Origin of the sequence: Salmonella sp. NW645, from assembly GCF_051703725.1 — a bacterium.
GTDB lineage: Bacteria > Pseudomonadota > Gammaproteobacteria > Enterobacterales > Enterobacteriaceae > Salmonella > Salmonella enterica.
The window spans coordinates 464,002-480,755 of sequence record NZ_JAMMKR010000002.1; the positions used below are offsets into that span (position 1 = coordinate 464,002).

General features: G+C 50.7%; 14 protein-coding genes and 1 pseudogene. 12 read left to right on the forward strand and 3 right to left on the reverse strand.

The window, feature by feature from the left end; all coding sequences use genetic code 11:
* Positions 1-171: 171 nt before the first annotated feature.
* The 8 genes and pseudogenes from NA389_RS06075 (at position 172) to nhaR (ending at position 7,836) form a co-directional block, all read left to right on the forward strand.
* Positions 172-936, forward strand: coding sequence for an outer membrane protein OmpK (locus NA389_RS06075; protein WP_000052612.1), 765 nt, complete (start codon positions 172-174; stop codon positions 934-936).
* Positions 937-956: 20 nt separating this feature from the next.
* Positions 957-2,450, forward strand: a complete 1,494-nt coding sequence (locus NA389_RS06080) for a sulfatase family protein (RefSeq protein WP_000754364.1) — start codon at positions 957-959, stop codon at positions 2,448-2,450.
* 103 nt (positions 2,451-2,553) lie between these two features.
* Complete coding sequence (locus NA389_RS06085; RefSeq protein ID WP_001189142.1) at positions 2,554-3,750, forward strand: anaerobic sulfatase maturase; 1,197 nt, start codon at positions 2,554-2,556, stop codon at positions 3,748-3,750.
* Between the two features lie 17 nt (positions 3,751-3,767).
* Positions 3,768-5,021, forward strand: coding sequence for an IS1/IS1595 family N-terminal zinc-binding domain-containing protein (locus NA389_RS06090; RefSeq protein ID WP_000457885.1), 1,254 nt, complete (start codon positions 3,768-3,770; stop codon positions 5,019-5,021).
* 118 nt (positions 5,022-5,139) lie between these two features.
* The gene (locus tag NA389_RS06095) at positions 5,140-5,397 is read left to right on the forward strand and encodes a hypothetical protein (RefSeq protein ID WP_000528980.1); all 258 of its coding nucleotides are present in this window, start codon (positions 5,140-5,142) and stop codon (positions 5,395-5,397) included.
* Positions 5,319-5,546: pseudogene (locus NA389_RS06100) on the forward strand (aryl-sulfate sulfotransferase); the annotation flags it as partial. The gene NA389_RS06095 and the pseudogene NA389_RS06100, both read left to right, overlap by 79 nt.
* Before the next feature lie 162 nt (positions 5,547-5,708).
* Complete coding sequence (gene nhaA / locus NA389_RS06105; RefSeq protein WP_000681340.1) at positions 5,709-6,875, forward strand: Na+/H+ antiporter NhaA; 1,167 nt, start codon at positions 5,709-5,711, stop codon at positions 6,873-6,875.
* Between the two features lie 61 nt (positions 6,876-6,936).
* Positions 6,937-7,836: a transcriptional activator NhaR gene (nhaR, locus tag NA389_RS06110; RefSeq protein ID WP_000062872.1), complete on the forward strand. Its 900-nt coding sequence runs from the start codon at positions 6,937-6,939 to the stop codon at positions 7,834-7,836.
* Between the two features lie 54 nt (positions 7,837-7,890).
* Here nhaR and NA389_RS06115 read toward each other — a convergent pair whose 3' ends face one another.
* From NA389_RS06115 to rpsT, 3 genes are all read right to left on the reverse strand, one after another.
* Entirely contained in the window at positions 7,891-9,930 is a 2,040-nt protein-coding gene (locus tag NA389_RS06115) for a glycoside hydrolase family 31 protein (RefSeq protein WP_001116451.1), read from the reverse strand.
* 39 nt (positions 9,931-9,969) lie between these two features.
* Complete coding sequence (locus NA389_RS06120) at positions 9,970-11,343, reverse strand: MFS transporter (protein WP_000099988.1); 1,374 nt, start codon at positions 11,341-11,343, stop codon at positions 9,970-9,972.
* A 460-nt stretch (positions 11,344-11,803) separates the two neighbouring features.
* Positions 11,804-12,067, reverse strand: a complete 264-nt coding sequence (rpsT, locus tag NA389_RS06125; protein ID WP_001518655.1) for a 30S ribosomal protein S20 — start codon at positions 12,065-12,067, stop codon at positions 11,804-11,806.
* Between the two features lie 105 nt (positions 12,068-12,172).
* On the opposite strand from rpsT, the gene NA389_RS06130 reads away from it, so the two are divergent.
* The 4 genes from NA389_RS06130 to lspA are packed head-to-tail and all read left to right on the forward strand — an operon-like array spanning position 12,173 to position 16,701.
* Complete coding sequence (locus NA389_RS06130) at positions 12,173-12,388, forward strand: DUF2575 family protein (RefSeq protein WP_001538903.1); 216 nt, start codon at positions 12,173-12,175, stop codon at positions 12,386-12,388.
* Between the two features lie 7 nt (positions 12,389-12,395).
* Positions 12,396-13,334, forward strand: a complete 939-nt coding sequence (gene ribF / locus NA389_RS06135; RefSeq protein WP_000767311.1) for a bifunctional riboflavin kinase/FAD synthetase — start codon at positions 12,396-12,398, stop codon at positions 13,332-13,334.
* A 44-nt stretch (positions 13,335-13,378) separates the two neighbouring features.
* Entirely contained in the window at positions 13,379-16,213 is a 2,835-nt protein-coding gene (gene ileS / locus NA389_RS06140; protein ID WP_001563101.1) for an isoleucine--tRNA ligase, read from the forward strand.
* On the forward strand, positions 16,213-16,701 hold the full coding sequence (gene lspA, locus NA389_RS06145; RefSeq protein ID WP_000042735.1) for a signal peptidase II: 489 nt from the start codon (positions 16,213-16,215) through the stop codon (positions 16,699-16,701). The genes ileS and lspA overlap by 1 nt, the downstream gene beginning before the upstream one ends.
* Positions 16,702-16,754 lie beyond the last annotated feature (53 nt).

Sequence of the window (16,754 nt, forward strand, 5' to 3'; positions counted from 1 at the left end):
TTGAGTTATTTTTTATAAAAAAACATTTCTCGACATATTATTTTTAAATACTTTTATCCTGCGTGATGTGAGATTTATATCACTATTCTATAACTAGATTTGGTTAAACTTTGACACCGGAGTAAAACATATTCATTGATGAATAAAATATAACTATGGGAAATATATTCAATGTCTCTGATAAAGCGAACAGTATTATTTAGTCTCTTACTTACAATATCTACTGTTTTTAGCCATTCTGTACATGCACTGGAATATAAGAATTCATTTGGATCAATTAATGCCGGTTATGCTGACTGGAATAGTGGATTCGTCAATGTACATCGTGGGGAGGTGTGGAAAGTAACTGCTGACTTTGGTGTCAACTTCAAAGAGGCAGAATTCTATTCATTTATTGAAAGCAACGTGTTAAATCACGCTGTTGCTGGAAGAAATCATACTGTTTCTGCCATGACTCATGTACGACTCTTTGATTCAGATTATACTTTCTTCGGCAAGATATATGGTCAATGGGATAACTCATGGGGCGATGACCTCGATATGTTTTATGGAGCGGGGTATTTAGGTTGGAGCGGGAGTTGGGGGTTCTTCAAACCCTATATTGGTCTGCATAATCAATCTGGTGATTATGTCTCGCAGAAATATGGGCAGACAAGCGGCTGGAATGGCTATGTTATTGGCTGGACTGCAGCCTATAATTTTAATTTATTTGGTGAAGATTTTGTTTTATCTGACTGGAATGAAATCGAACTAGATAGAAATGACGCTTATACGGAGCAGCAATTCGGTCGAAATGGATTAAATGGTGGATTAACACTGGCATGGAAATTTTATCCCCGCTGGAAAGCTACTGTGACATATCGTTATTTCGCGAACAAACTAGGTTATGACGGATATGGAGACCAGATGATTTATATGGTCGGATATTCATTTTAAATAAAATCAAAGGAGTTGAAATGAAAAAAACAGTCATTGCCAGCATGATTGGACTGGCGCTTTGTGCGACAAGTACGATATCTGTCGTGCACGCGGCTGCCGAAAAACGCCCGAACTTGGTTTTTATTGTGGCAGATGATCTTGGCTATGGTGATTTGGCGACTTACGGTCACCAGATAGTGAAAACCCCGAATATTGACCGCCTGGCGAAAGAAGGGGTCAAATTCACTGAATACTATGCGCCGGCTCCTTTGTGTTCTCCTTCCCGCGCCGGGATGTTAACAGGCCGTATGCCCTTCCGCACCGGTGTACGCTCCTGGATCCCTGAAGGTACTAATGTTTCTATTGGACGTAACGAATTGACCATAGCCAATCTGCTGAAACAGCAGGGTTACGATACCGCGATGATGGGTAAACTGCATCTCAACGCCGGGGGCGATCGTACCGATCAGCCGCAGCCGAAAGAGTTAGGTTTTGATTACTCGCTGGTGAACCCGGCTGGCTTTGTGACCGATGCTACGCTGGATAATGCCAAAGAGCGCCCGCGTTACGGCGTCGTTCACCCAACCGGCTGGATGCGTAACGGCAAACATATTGATCGTGCCGATAGCATCAGCGGCGAATTTGTCAGTTCTGAAGTGGTGAACTGGCTAGATAACAAGAAAGACGACAAACCGTTCTTCTTATACGTTGCCTTTACGGAAGTTCACAGCCCGCTGGCCTCGCCGAAAAAATACCTCGATATGTATTCACAATACATGAGCGAATACCAGAAGCAGCATCCCGATCTGTTCTACGGCGACTGGGCGGATAAACCGTGGCGCGGTACCGGTGAATATTACGCCAATATCAGCTATATGGATGCGCAAGTCGGTAAAGTACTGGATAAAATTAAAGCGATGGGGGAAGAAGATAATACCATTGTCATCTTCACCAGTGATAACGGCCCGGTGACGCGTGAAGCGCGTAAAGTCTACGAGCTGAACCTCGCAGGCGAGACTGACGGTCTGCGCGGACGTAAAGATAACCTGTGGGAAGGCGGTATTCGCGTTCCGGCAATTATCAAATACGGTAAACACATTCCACAGGGCGTCGTTACCGATACGCCGGTGTATGGTCTGGACTGGATGCCGACGCTGGCGAACATGATGGATTTCAAACTGCCGACTGATCGTACATACGACGGGCAATCGCTGGTTCCGCTGTTGGAGCAGAAAACGTTAAAACGTAATAAGCCGCTGATCTTCGGTATTGATATGCCGTTCCAGGATGATCCGACCGATGAGTGGGCGATCCGCGACGGTGACTGGAAAATGATCATCGATCGTGAAAATAAACCTAAATACCTCTATAACCTGAAAAAAGATCGGTTCGAAACGCTGAACCAAATTGGCAAACAGCCTGAAATTGAAAAACAGCTGTATGGCAAGTTCCTGAAAATGAAACAGGACATCGATAACGACTCATTAATGAAAGCCCGTGGCGACAAACCAACGCCGGTGACCTGGGGCTAAAAGGATAATTATAAAAAATTAAGTATGCCACTTAGGGCTCTGCCCGCCTGATTCAGCGCCCTCGTGCTGAGTCAGGTTCTTTTATTTTAGGGATACGGAAAATATGCAACGGAAAAGCTGTCAGGTAATGATCAAACCGACCGGGTCGGTGTGTAATCTTGATTGTAAATATTGCTTCTATCTGGAAAAGGAAATGCTCTATCCCGATAGAAAAAACCATTACAAGATGACGGAAGAAACGCTAGCGTTGTTTGTGCAACAGCATATTGCGGCGCAGGACGTAGATGAAGTGATTTTTGCGTGGCAGGGTGGGGAACCGACGCTGATGGGGCTGCCATTTTACCGCCAGGCGGTAGCGCTCCAGCAACGTTATGCTAATGGAAAAGCCATCGTTAATACTTTTCAGACCAATGGCATTCTGATTGATGATGAATGGGCAAGATTCTTCAGGGCGCATGACTTTCTGGTTGGTATTTCGATTGATGGCGATGCGGCGCTGCACGACGAATGGCGGGTAACTCGCGCAGGGCAACCTACCCATCATAAAGTTGAACAGGCGATAAAATGCCTGGCGAGTCATGGCGTTGAATTTAATACTCTCACGGTGGTGAGTCAGAGCAATATGCTACACCCGCAGCGGGTTTATGCGTATCTGAAATCTATCGGCAGCCGCTATATGCAGTTTATTCCGCTAGTGGAAAGAGCGGCAAATAAAGACGGAATGCTGGCGCATCCGCAGGACGAGAAAACCGCAGTAACCCCCTGGTCAGTGGACGGATTACAGTTTGGAAAGTTCCTGAATGCCATTTTTGATATCTGGATCCGCGAAGATATTGGTGATATCGGCATTCAACTCTTTGAACAAACGCTGGCGGCATGGTGTGGACTCCCCCCTCAGGTTTGCGTTTTTGCGCCCGTTTGCGGTAGCGCTTTTGCAATGGAAATGAATGGCGATGTGTATAACTGCGATCATTTCGTTTACCCGCAATATAAGCTCGGCAATATTAACGACACGCCGCTGCGTCAGATGAATAATAGCGCGCAAAACCAGCAGTTTGGTCTCGATAAAAGCCGCACGATGGCGCAGGAATGCCATACCTGCCCGTGGCAATTCGCCTGTTATGGCGGTTGCCCTAAACACCGCTTTTTGCCTTCGGCTTGCGGACCGATGAAGCAAAACTATCTTTGTGCCGGCTATCAGTGCTTTTTCTCTCATACCGCGCCGATGATGAAAGCGATGAAAACCCTTTACGTAAATAACCTGTCACCGGCGGAGATCCGGTCTGTTTTTTTTAAGTAATGCTCAAGGAGGAACGCATGTTTGCCAATATTAATGTGGACTGCTGTAAAACGCCGGGATGTAAAAATCTGGGCGTGTTGAACAGTCCGGATTATGTCCGCCAGGGAAAAGATGTTCTTTGTCGGGAATGTGGTTTCCTGTTTCCTGTTATTTCCGCTGGGGCGTTAAATCTTTTTCGCCACACGGTAAACCGGGGATGGAAAGGCCTGGTCAAACAGTGTCCTGCCTGCGGCAGCACCTCATTAAAGAAATACGGCTTCTCGACTCAGGGAGAACACCGCATGGCGTGTAGTCAGTGTCGGAAAACGTTCATCGTCCCCGAAAAGGCAAAAAGCGATTGCCGACAGGACGAGCTGGCAACCCTAATTGAGGAAGGGACATCGCTTGCCGGGATCCGCTCACAGCTGAAATTAGACAGCACAGGCCTTAACCGGGCGCTGTTTAAACTATCCCGTAATGCAAACCTTGCGGAGCGATGCCAGCAGTTTCCGGCCTTCGATATCGCACTCAGCACCCGCGCTTTCCGGGTGAACTATAACGGTGGAGACAGCAGCCTGTATGTTCTGGTGACGGCAGAAGAACAAAGCGGAAGGGTGGTGGCGATTTCGTCAAATTATTCAGCACAGCCGCTGGATAAAGCCTGGCAGTATCAGTCGTATTATGAAGAACGGCTACCTCCGGGAACACTGGCGCATATGGTGCAACGTAAGGAAGCGATTACAGCGCGCCGCGAAACTTTATTTGATATCGATTACGGTCCGGCCTCGTTATATAAGAATGACTCCGGAATGATCGTAAAGCCGGTGTTGCCTGCCTACCGCCATTTTGAACTGGTGCGGATGCTGACGGACGAACGCTCCTTAAACGTTCAGCATTACCTCGATCATGAATGCTTTATTCTGGGGGGATGCATGATGGCGAACATGCCGCATGTCCATCAGGGCCGTTGCCATATTTCATTTGTCAAAGAACGCGGTACGACGCCGCTGCAAAAAGATATTCCGCCACGCCTGTTTTTAAGCGGCGGTATCCGTAACAATGTCTGGCGTACTTTTTCTACCCGCGATTATGCTATGGCGGTGTGTAATCTCACCGGTAATAAAAAAATTACCCAGCAACGTTATGCTACGTTACAAGGCGCGACGGCGTTCATTAATTATCTGTATGCGCATCCTTTTTTGGCGCAGCTTAATCGTCTGTCACCGGCAAATGTGACGGCAACGCTGGATTATCTGAAGTATGAATATAATCAATCCCGTAAGGTCGGATAACGCATCGCATGCCGTGTGATAGAGCTGAATCGATGGCTTTTGATTATCAGCACAACCCTCTCCAGCGTATCTATTTCGTTGTTCCAGCAAGGAACGACAACGATATACTGGAGAGATCATGGGGCCGTTCAAACATCAAAAGAATACGCTTCTTGGCCCGTGTCTTTCCGTCAATCAGAGGATTGATAAGCAAAATGCGATGGTGCTCAACCATACGGCGATTTATGAGCACAGCCTCAGCCAGATTACAGAAAGTAATACAGTACAAAATGCGTTGATTATTCTTAATCCGTTTATGGCCGCGCCATCTCTTGCCAGCCTGGCGAGAGCGATATTATCGATCCGCAGGCGGGCAGTGAGGCGATGGGGCTGCTAATTTTACAGGAGATTGCGCCTACGGAGAAAACCGTGCTTTTTGAAGCGACCATGACGTCAGGTTACTACAAAAACGCGGAAACGAACGGGGAAGGCTATCGCTACGATATTACCAGTTTCCGGGTGTATAAAATGGATCTGTACGCGTAGCGGTCTATCGTCAATGACTGACTGCACTAAAAAAGTCCGGCGTAAGTCGGACTTCATTTCGTAAAAAACGAGCTATTCATCATATATAATCTAATTTTAACGATGAGTCAGGCGAGGTAAGATAGTAGATTCGAAGAATTCACCTGATTGAGAGAATAAAAAGTGAAACATCTGCACCGATTTTTTAGCAGCGATGCCTCTGGGGGCATCATTCTCATCATCGCCGCTGCGCTGGCTATGCTGATGGCCAATATGGGCGCGACCAGTGGATGGTATCATGATTTTCTGGAGACGCCGGTTCAGCTACGGGTTGGGGCGCTTGAAATCAACAAAAACATGCTGCTGTGGATCAACGATGCGCTGATGGCCGTGTTTTTCCTGTTGATTGGCCTGGAAGTTAAGCGCGAACTGATGCAAGGCTCGTTAGCCAGTCTGCGCCAGGCCGCTTTTCCGGTGATTGCCGCCATCGGCGGGATGATTGTACCGGCATTGCTTTATCTGGCCTTTAACTACTCCGATCCGGTCACTCGCGAGGGCTGGGCTATTCCTGCCGCGACGGATATTGCCTTTGCGCTGGGCGTGCTGGCGCTGTTGGGCAGCCGGGTTCCGCTGGCGCTGAAAATTTTCCTGATGGCGCTGGCGATCATCGATGATCTCGGCGCCATCGTTATTATCGCACTGTTTTATACCAGCGATCTTTCTATCGTCTCGCTGGGCGTGGCGGCGTTCGCGATTGCCGTGCTGGCGCTGCTGAACCTGTGCGGCGTCAGACGGACAGGGGTATATATTCTGGTCGGGGCAGTGCTGTGGACGGCGGTACTGAAGTCCGGCGTTCACGCAACGCTGGCAGGCGTCATTGTCGGCTTCTTTATTCCGCTGAAAGAAAAACACGGTCGCTCGCCGGCGAAGCGTCTGGAGCATGTTCTGCACCCGTGGGTCGCGTACCTGATCCTGCCGCTCTTCGCTTTTGCGAATGCCGGCGTTTCTCTTCAGGGCGTCACGATTGACGGTCTGACCTCCATGCTGCCGTTGGGAATTATTGCCGGTCTGCTGATTGGTAAGCCGCTGGGGATTAGCCTGTTTTGCTGGCTGGCGCTGCGTTTCAAGCTGGCGCATCTGCCGCAGGGGACCACTTATCAGCAAATCATGGCGGTCGGCATTTTGTGTGGCATTGGCTTTACGATGTCCATCTTTATCGCCAGCCTGGCATTTGGCAATGTCGATCCGGAACTTATTAACTGGGCGAAATTGGGCATTTTGATTGGTTCATTGCTCTCCGCAGTGGTGGGGTATAGCTGGTTGCGCGCGCGTTTGAACGCGCCGGCATAACCAGTACGAAGGAAAGGGGGAGCGATGTATCGCTCCCTTGCGACATTGAACAGGGAGAGGAATGAGCATGTCTCATATTAACTACAACCATCTTTATTACTTCTGGCATGTCTATAAAGAAGGTTCTGTCGTGGGTGCCGCAGAGGCGCTTTTTCTGACGCCGCAAACCATTACTGGTCAAATTAAAGCCCTGGAAGAGCGTTTACAGGGGAAGCTATTTAAACGTAAGGGACGCGGTCTTGAGCCCAGCGAACTGGGCGAGCTGGTTTTTCGCTATGCGGACAAAATGTTTACGCTAAGCCAGGAGATGCTGGATATCGTCAATTACCGCAAAGAATCAAACCTGTTGTTTGATGTCGGCGTCGCCGATGCTTTATCCAAGCGTCTGGTCAGCAGCGTTCTGGATGCGGCGGTGGTGGTGGACGAACCCATACATCTGCGTTGCTTTGAGTCGACGCACGAAATGTTGCTCGAACAGCTCAGCCAGCACAAGCTGGATATGATTATCTCCGACTGCCCGATAGATTCCACGCAGCAGGAGGGGCTATTCTCAGTCAAAATCGGCGAATGCAGCGTCAGTTTCTGGTGTACGAATCCGCTTCCTGAAAAAGCGTTCCCTGCCTGCCTGGAAGAGCGACGGTTGCTGGTGCCGGGACGTCGCTCAATGCTGGGGCGTAAGTTGTTGAACTGGTTTAATTCGCAGGGGTTGCAGGTTGAGATCCTCGGTGAATTTGATGACGCGGCCTTAATGAAGGCGTTTGGCGCGACGCATGATGCGATTTTTGTGGCGCCGAGCCTTTATTCGCTGGATTTTTATGCCGATGAGTCGGTAATAGAGATTGGGCGCGTGGAGAATGTCATGGAAGAATATCATGCGATTTTTGCCGAAAGAATGATCCAGCATCCGGCGGTGCAGCGTATTTGCAATGCGGACTACTCGGCATTGTTTAAGCTTCAGTAGACATACCTACCGTAATACTTCCGGCTGCGGTACTAACCCGCAGCCGGAATCATTCTACAAATTCAGTAGGCTACGGTACTGCCCACCTTCGCGGATAAACACCGGAATTCTGTTCAGTGGCGTAGCGTACTGCAGCGTTTGCCCTCCTGAATAGCTTTCACCGGTCGCAAGATCCGTCCATGTTTCCCCTTCCGGCAGCCAGATATCACGTTCGCGCATACCTTCATGCATGACGGGGGCGATCAGCAGGTCAGGACCAAAACAATACTGGTCGGTGATTGCCCAACTTGTTTCCTGTTCGGGGAATTCAAAGAACAGGGGGCGCATCACTGGCGTATTGTGCTTATGGGTTTCCTCCATCAGCGCTTTGATATAGGGCTTGAGTTTTTCTCGCAACGCCAGGCAACCTGTCAGTACGTCGCATACTTCCTCACCGTAGCTCCAGACTTCGTTCGGCGCACCTGTAGGGCACTGGGCGATACCATCCCGGTACGGTTGTGCGGGTAAAATTTGCGGATCGCGGTTGCCGTGCAGACGCATCACCGGGCTAAAGACGCCCCACTGGAACCAGCGAATCAGCAATTCATGGAATTTCGGGTCGTGAATATTACCGCCATGAAAACCGCCGATATCCGTCGTCCACCACGGTATCCCCGCGATTCCCATATTGAGTCCAGCGGCAAACTGGTTGCGTAGCGATCTAAACGAGGAGTGAATATCACCTGACCAGACCAGCGCGCCGTACTTCTGACTGCCGGCCCAGGCGCAGCGTAGCAGGTTGATAACCTGGTCTTCGCCATCGGCTTTCATGCCGTCAAAAAAGGTTTTAGCGTACATACGTGGGTAGATATTGCCCACTTCCAGTACTGGCCCGGCGTGGTAGCGATAGTTGTCGTAGTCGTAAACGCTGAACTCAGGTTCGGCTTCATCTAACCAGAATAGCTTCACGCCTTTATCGTAATAGTTGCGTTTGGCTTTGCCCCAGACGTAGTCGCGCGCGCCCGGATGAGTCGCATCAAAGTAAGTGGTATTGCCGAGGAAATCCATATTGATCGGCAAGCCACGTTCCGTTTGTACCAGCCAGCCGTTTTCGCGCATCTCCCGATAGCTTTCGGTACGGTTATCTACCGTCGGCCAGACGGAGACCATCAGCTCAATTCCCAGCGATTTCAGCTCGGCAATCATGGCATCAGGATCGGGCCAGTCGCGCGCATCGAACATCCAGTCACCCTGATTCGGCCAGTGAAAGAAGTCGATAACGATCACTGAGATAGGCAGATTGCGACGCTTATATTCGCGGGCGACCTCCAGCAGCTCTTCCTGCGTGCGATAACGGAGTTTGCACTGCCAGAAGCCCATGGCGTAGTCCGGCATCATCGGCGGTGTGCCGGTAGCCAGCGCGTAAGCCCGGCTAATTTCTGCCGGGGTATCGCCAGCCGTGATCCAGTAGTCCAGCTGTTCGCTGACCTGCGCTTCCCATTCGGTAACGTTTTGGGCAAAGGTTACGCGTCCGACTGCCGGGTTGTTCCATAAAAATCCGTAGCCCAGACTGGAGAGCATAAACGGTACTGAGGCCTGGGAGTTACGTTGCGCCAGCTCAAGCACGCATCCTTTGAGATCCAGGTTGGCCTGTTGATACTGCCCCATACCATAAATTTTTTCCCCTTCGGTGGCTTCGAAGCGGGCTTTCAGTGAATATTTCCCACCCTGAATAGGGCGGAACTCGCGTCCCTCAAGGTTGAGTGCGCTGACGTACTGGCCGTGAGATGATTCATCCTCGCCAATTTCGCCCCGCAGGCGCCAGAACTCCTGCAACAGGGGTTTGTGTGGATGGCGGTAAAAGGTAACTTGTCCTTTTTGATTGACGATAGCGATAATTTTGCCGTTGGTCAGCGTTGCCTGGTGGTGCTCATAATCAATGTGGCACTGACTTTCTGCGACTGGCTCAGTCAATGCCCAGTCTTCATTTCTCATTACCGGCAGATGACGGCCGCTGCGTACGCGCAGGCTGTTCTCGCCCCAGGGTTCAATCCATAAATAGCGATCGTTTTGCTGCCAGACCAGACGACGCGGGTCTTGTTGCATAAATGGCATGGTGGTGCCTCCCATATTCGAGGGTGAAGGTAAAGAACGTTATGAGTTGATGGTTTCCAGATCGTGGCGAATCTTCTCTTCCATCGCTTCGTATTTGCGAAAGAAAAGTAGTGGGATCGCTGCGAGCGCGAAGAGTAGGGCGGGTGCCCAGATAAAGGCCCAGATAATTCCCTCCAGACCCGCAGCACTCTGGGCATGGTTGGGGACATAGCCAAAACTGTTCATGATCCAGGCGGCGAAAGCGGTGCCGAGGCCACTACCCATCTTGATGCAGAAGGTGCTGCCGAAGGCGATAAGAATGCCGGTAGCCTTAATACCGGTCTTCCAGGCGCCGAAATCGACGGCGAAGCCCAGCATGGCAAACGGCATTGAGCAGGCGATACCGCTGCCGATATTGCCGAGTATCCAGGCGGCGATGAGGAAAGTAATGTTGTCCGCTGCCAGCCACATCATGACGCCGCCAAACGTGGCGACCAGCAGACCGCCTACCCATATCCAGGTTTTAGCCAGGTATTTGCTAAAGAAGGGGATAGCGATGATAAACAGGATCTGAATCGTCGCCAGGCTGTTAATCAGCGGTACCAGATCTTTACGGTCGAGGTTGTAGGTCAGATAATAGACAATGGTCGTGTTGCGCTGCTGTAGGGCAATCCAGAAGATCAGATTAGCCAGCACCATCAGGATCCACGGCCAGTTACCTTTCATCGCCGCGAAACTTTTTTTCATCGGCAACTTAGGTTCATGCTGTATTTTATCCGTATCCATTTCACGAATGTTTTTAAACGCAAAGAGCGTTAGCGCGCAGGATATAATGGCAAATGTAATTGCCGTATAAATAAAACCAGCGTGATCATCACCGTTACCTAAAAAAGCGACTAACGGCAAGGCGGTCGCGTTCATTAATAAAACCCCAATTTGCCCACCGGTCATTCGCCAGGAATTTAAAACCAGTCTTTCCTTGGGAGATAAGGTCATCAGGGGTAATATTGCACTGAGTGGTGTATTAAGTCCGGTAAATAGAATGCTGGCAATCATATAAGATATTGCTGCATAGATGGCTTTTCCTGTCATACTGATATCAGGAGACCAAAATGACAGCGCGCTGAATACCGCAAAAGGCAGCGGTAACCATAAAAACCAGGGACGACATTTACCGTAGCGTGAACGCGTTTTATCGATGATGATCCCCCATATGGGGGCGTCTATGCCATCGATAATACGCGCCAGCAGCAGGATAACGCCTGCTACGGCAAGGCTAATGCCCGCAACGTCTGTGTAGAAATATAAAATGTACGTTGAACCGAAGCAGTACAGCAGATTACCCGCCACATCCAAAGAGCCATAGCTAATACGCTGTAGTAAAGACAATGATGCTGACCCGGAAGGCTGGGTATCCTCAATGACAGAACTCATAATGATAACTCCGATATTGGTACGATACGCCCAGAAAAACAACCTCTACTTTCTAAGCAAGTTTTGAATATTATTTTTATGTCGTTTTTGAATTTAACCTCAGATTAAAATGAGTAAGTAAGGTGTACATGAAAAGTAGTTAACCCGACGGCATCAATCAATTATCAAATCTTACATCAGGATTGCGTTTATTAGTTTTTGAATGAGCGATGTTTCTATTTGCTAAGGTGGTCACAGTTTTTTTAATAATGAAATAAAAAAAGGAAAACAGTGAAAGAAAATAACTTTCAAGTATTACGTGACGTGGCTAAGGGAGGAGTAGCTGAAAAAAGAGGCTGGTTAGTAAGAGCGTTAACGAGTGAGATCGGCGCCAGCGGTTGACGAGAAAAACGGCAGATAGCAGGCATAAAAAAACCCGCTTTACGCGGGTTTTTTTACAAAGCTGATAACAAGCAGGCGATTAAGCCAGTTTGTTGATCTGTGCAGTCAGGTTAGCTTTATGACGTGCAGCTTTGTTTTTGTGGATCAGACCTTTAGCAGCCTGACGGTCCACGATCGGTTGCATTTCGTTAAATGCTTTCAGTGCAGCAGCTTTGTCGCCAGCTTCGATAGCTGCGTATACTTTCTTGATGAAAGTACGCATCATAGAGCGACGGCTTGCGTTGTGCTTACGAGCCTTTTCAGACTGAACGGCGCGCTTCTTAGCTGATTTGATATTAGCCAAGGTCCAACTCCCAAATGTGTTCTATATGGACAATTCAAAGGCCGAGGAATATGCCCTTTTAGCCTTCTTTTGTCAATGGATTTGTGCAAATAAGCGCCGTTTAAATTGCAGCACTCGTTGCGTAGTGATGGCGCAGGATTCTACCAGCTTGCGTGCTGTGAATACAGCCTTTCCATGAGAAAAATTGCATTAAGTGGCGGGTTTTGGGGCGGAGTTTGCCGCATGGCGATGAAAAGCATCTTCTTTATGTTTCCTCAGGGCAATAGTCGGTTAACCTTGACCGCTGTACAAGGTATACTCTTGCGATTTTCACTGTTTTGAGTCAGACATGAAGCTGATACGCGGCATACATAATCTCAGTCAGGCCCCGCATGGGTGTGTGCTGACCATTGGTAATTTCGACGGCGTACATCGAGGGCATCGCGCTCTACTGCAGGGTTTGCAGGAAGAAGGACGCAGACGCGGTCTGCCGGTGGTGGTCATGATTTTCGAACCGCAGCCGCTGGAGCTGTTCGCGACGGATAAAGCGCCCGCTCGCCTGACGCGCCTGCGTGAAAAACTGCATTACCTTGCGCAGTGCGGCGTGGACTATGTGCTGTGCGTGAAATTCGATCGCCGCTTTGCCGCTTTGACGGCGCAAACGTTTATCAGCGAACTGCTGGTGGAGCGACTTGGCGTGCAATTTCTTGCCGTCGGCGATGATTTCCGCTTTGGTGCTAGCCGCGCGGGCGATTTCTTGTTATTACAGAAGGCGGGGGCGGAGTATGGTTTTGCGGTTTCCAGCACCCAAACCTTTTGTGAAGGCGGCGTGCGTATCAGTAGTACCGCAGTGAGACAGGCGCTGGCGGAAGATAACCTGGCGCTTGCCGAAAGCCTGCTGGGACATCCCTTTACTATTTCCGGGCGTGTCGTTCATGGCGACGAGCTGGGACGTACCATTGGCTTCCCGACGGCGAACTTACCGCTGCGCCGTCAGGTCTCCCCGGTAAAAGGGGTCTATGCGGTGGAAGTCACCGGGCTTGGCGATAAGCCGTTACCCGGCGTAGCGAACATTGGCACTCGTCCAACGGTGGCTGGCGTGCGTCAACAACTGGAAGTGCACCTGCTGGACGTTGTAATGGACCTCTACGGTCGCCATATAGATGTAATACTGCGTAAAAAGATACGTAATGAGCAGCGATTTGCGTCGCTTGATGAGCTAAAAGCGCAAATCGCACGCGATGAGTTAACGGCCCGCAAGTTTTTTGGGCTAGCCGGGCAGGTGTAATCCTGACGGTGTTTATCAAACCGAAATACGGAACCGAGAATCTGATGAGTGACTATAAATCGACCCTGAATTTGCCGGAAACAGGGTTCCCGATGCGCGGCGACCTCGCCAAGCGTGAACCGGGAATGCTGGCGCGTTGGACCGATGATGATCTGTACGGCATCATTCGTGCGGCCAAAAAAGGCAAAAAAACCTTCATTCTGCATGATGGCCCTCCATATGCGAATGGCAGCATTCATATTGGTCACTCAGTTAACAAGATTCTGAAAGACATTATCGTGAAGTCCAAAGGACTGTCGGGATTTGACTCGCCTTACGTGCCGGGCTGGGACTGTCACGGTCTGCCTATCGAGCTGAAAGTCGAGCAGGAGTTCGGTAAGCCGGGCGAGAAATTCACTGCCGCTGAATTCCGCGCCAAGTGCCGCGAATATGCCGCTACGCAGGTTGACGGCCAGCGTAAAGACTTCATTCGTCTGGGCGTGTTGGGCGACTGGTCGCATCCGTACCTGACCATGGACTTCAAAACCGAAGCTAACATCATCCGCGCGCTGGGCAGAATTATCAAAAACGGTCATCTGCACAAAGGCGCTAAGCCGGTGCACTGGTGCGTTGACTGCCGTTCCGCGCTGGCGGAAGCGGAAGTTGAATATTACGACAAAACGTCGCCGTCTATCGACGTGGCGTTCCGCGCCGTCGATCAGGATGCGGTGAAAGCGAAGTTTGGTTTGCCGGGCGTGAGCGGCCCGATCTCGTTGGTCATCTGGACCACCACGCCGTGGACTCTGCCGGCTAACCGCGCCATCTCCCTGGCGCCGGACTTTGATTATGCGCTGGTGCAGATTGACGGACAGGCGGTGATTCTGGCGAAAGATCTGGTTGAAAGCGTCATGCAGCGTATTGGCGCGGCTGAATACACCATTCTCGGTACCGTAAAAGGCGCGGAGCTGGAACTGCTGCGCTTTACCCATCCGTTTATGGGCTTTGACGTGCCGGCGATCCTCGGCGATCACGTCACCCTGGACGCAGGTACCGGCGCGGTACATACCGCCCCTGGTCACGGCCCGGATGACTACGTGATCGGTCAAAAGTATGGCCTGGAAACGGCTAACCCGGTTGGGCCGGACGGCGCTTACCTGCCAGGCACATATCCAACGCTTGACGGTGTTAACGTCTTCAAAGCGAACGATATCGTTATTGAACTGCTGAAAGAAAAAGGCGCGCTACTGCATGTCGAAAAAATGCAGCACAGCTATCCGTGCTGTTGGCGTCACAAAACGCCGATCATTTTCCGCGCGACCCCGCAGTGGTTCGTCAGCATGGATAAAGAAGGGCTTCGTCAACAGTCCCTGAAAGAGATCAAAGGCGTTCAGTGGATCCCGGACTGGGGTCAGGCGCGTATTGAATCAATGGTCGCTAACCGTCCTGACTGGTGTATCTCACGTCAGCGTACCTGGGGCGTACCGATGTCGCTGTTCGTGCATAAAGAAACGCAGGAGCTGCTGCCGATTGAGCGTACTCTGGCGGCGATGGAAGAGGTGGCGAAACGCGTCGAGGTTGACGGTATCCAGGCATGGTGGGATCTCGACCCGAAAGAGATCCTCGGCGAAGATGCTGATCAATACGAGAAAGTTCCGGATACGTTGGACGTTTGGTTTGATTCCGGTTCCACCAGTTACTCCGTGGTTGACGCACGTCCGGAATTCGCCGGTCACGCTGCCGATATGTATCTGGAAGGCTCTGACCAGCATCGCGGCTGGTTTATGTCCTCCCTGATGATTAGCGTGGCGATGAAAGGCAAAGCGCCATACCGCCAGGTACTGACTCACGGCTTCACCGTCGATGGTCAGGGGCGCAAAATGTCCAAGTCCATCGGTAACACCGTATCGCCGCAGGATGTGATGAATAAACTGGGCGCGGATATCCTGCGTCTGTGGGTGGCGTCTACTGACTATACCGGCGAAATGGCGGTCTCTGACGAGATCCTCAAACGCGCCGCCGACAGCTATCGTCGTATCCGTAATACCGCGCGCTTCCTGCTGGCGAACCTCAATGGCTTCAATCCGGCCACCGATATGGTCAAACCGGAAGAGATGGTGGTGCTGGACAGGTGGGCGGTGGGCTGCGCGAAAACGGCGCAGCAAGAGATTCTGAAGGCATACGAAGCTTACGACTTCCATGAAGTGGTACAGCGCCTGATGCGCTTCTGCTCCGTTGAAATGGGCTCGTTCTACCTCGACATCATCAAAGACCGCCAGTACACCGCGAAGGCCGATAGCGTCGCGCGTCGTAGCTGCCAGACTGCGCTGTATCATATCGCAGAGGCGCTGGTTCGCTGGATGGCGCCGATCATGTCCTTCACGGCTGATGAAATCTGGGGCTACCTGCCGGGCGAGCGTGAAAAATATGTCTTCACCGGCGAATGGTACGACGGGTTGTTTGGCCTGGAAGAGAATGAAGAATTTAATGACGCATTCTGGGACGATGTCCGCTATATCAAGGACCAGGTCAACAAAGAACTGGAAAATCAGAAAGCCAATGGCATCAAATCGAACCTGGAAGCAAAAGTGACGCTGAAATATGCTGACGATGCTAACGGTACGATTAAGAAGCTGAAGCTGTTGGGTGAAGAGGTCAGATTTATCTTCATTACTTCCCAGTTCGTGATTTCTGAGCAAGCGGGGGGTATTGATGATGAAAATATTCAGTACAATGCTGGTAATACGACAGTTCAGGCAGTGGTAACGCGTGCCGAGGGTGATAAGTGTCCGCGCTGCTGGCACTACACTACTGATGTCGGCAAGGTGGCGGAACATGCAGATATCTGCGGACGCTGTGTCAGCAACATCGCCGGTAACGGCGAACAACGTAAATTTGCCTGATGAGTAAACCACTCTGTTCAACAGGACTACGCTGGCTATGGCTGGTAGTAGTCGTGCTGATTATCGATTTGGGCAGCAAATACCTGATCCTCCAGAATTTCGCTCTGGGGGATACGGTAGGGCTGTTCCCGTCGCTTAATCTGCATTATGCGCGTAACTACGGCGCGGCTTTTAGCTTCCTGGCGGATAGCGGCGGCTGGCAGCGCTGGTTCTTTGCCGGGATTGCGATAGGGATCTGCGTAATTCTTTTGGTGATGATGTATCGCTCGAAAGCAACGCAGAAGCTGAATAACATCGCTTATGCGTTAATCATCGGCGGCGCGCTGGGGAATTTGTTCGATCGTCTGTGGCACGGCTTCGTTGTCGATATGATCGATTTTTACGTCGGCGACTGGCATTTCGCAACGTTCAACCTTGCCGATAGCGCGATCTGTATCGGCGCGGCGCTTATCGTGCTGGAAGGTTTCCTGCCGAAAAAGCAGGCGTAAGATAATGCCGGATGGCGCTACGCTTATCCGGCCTACAATCCGTTGTAGGCCCG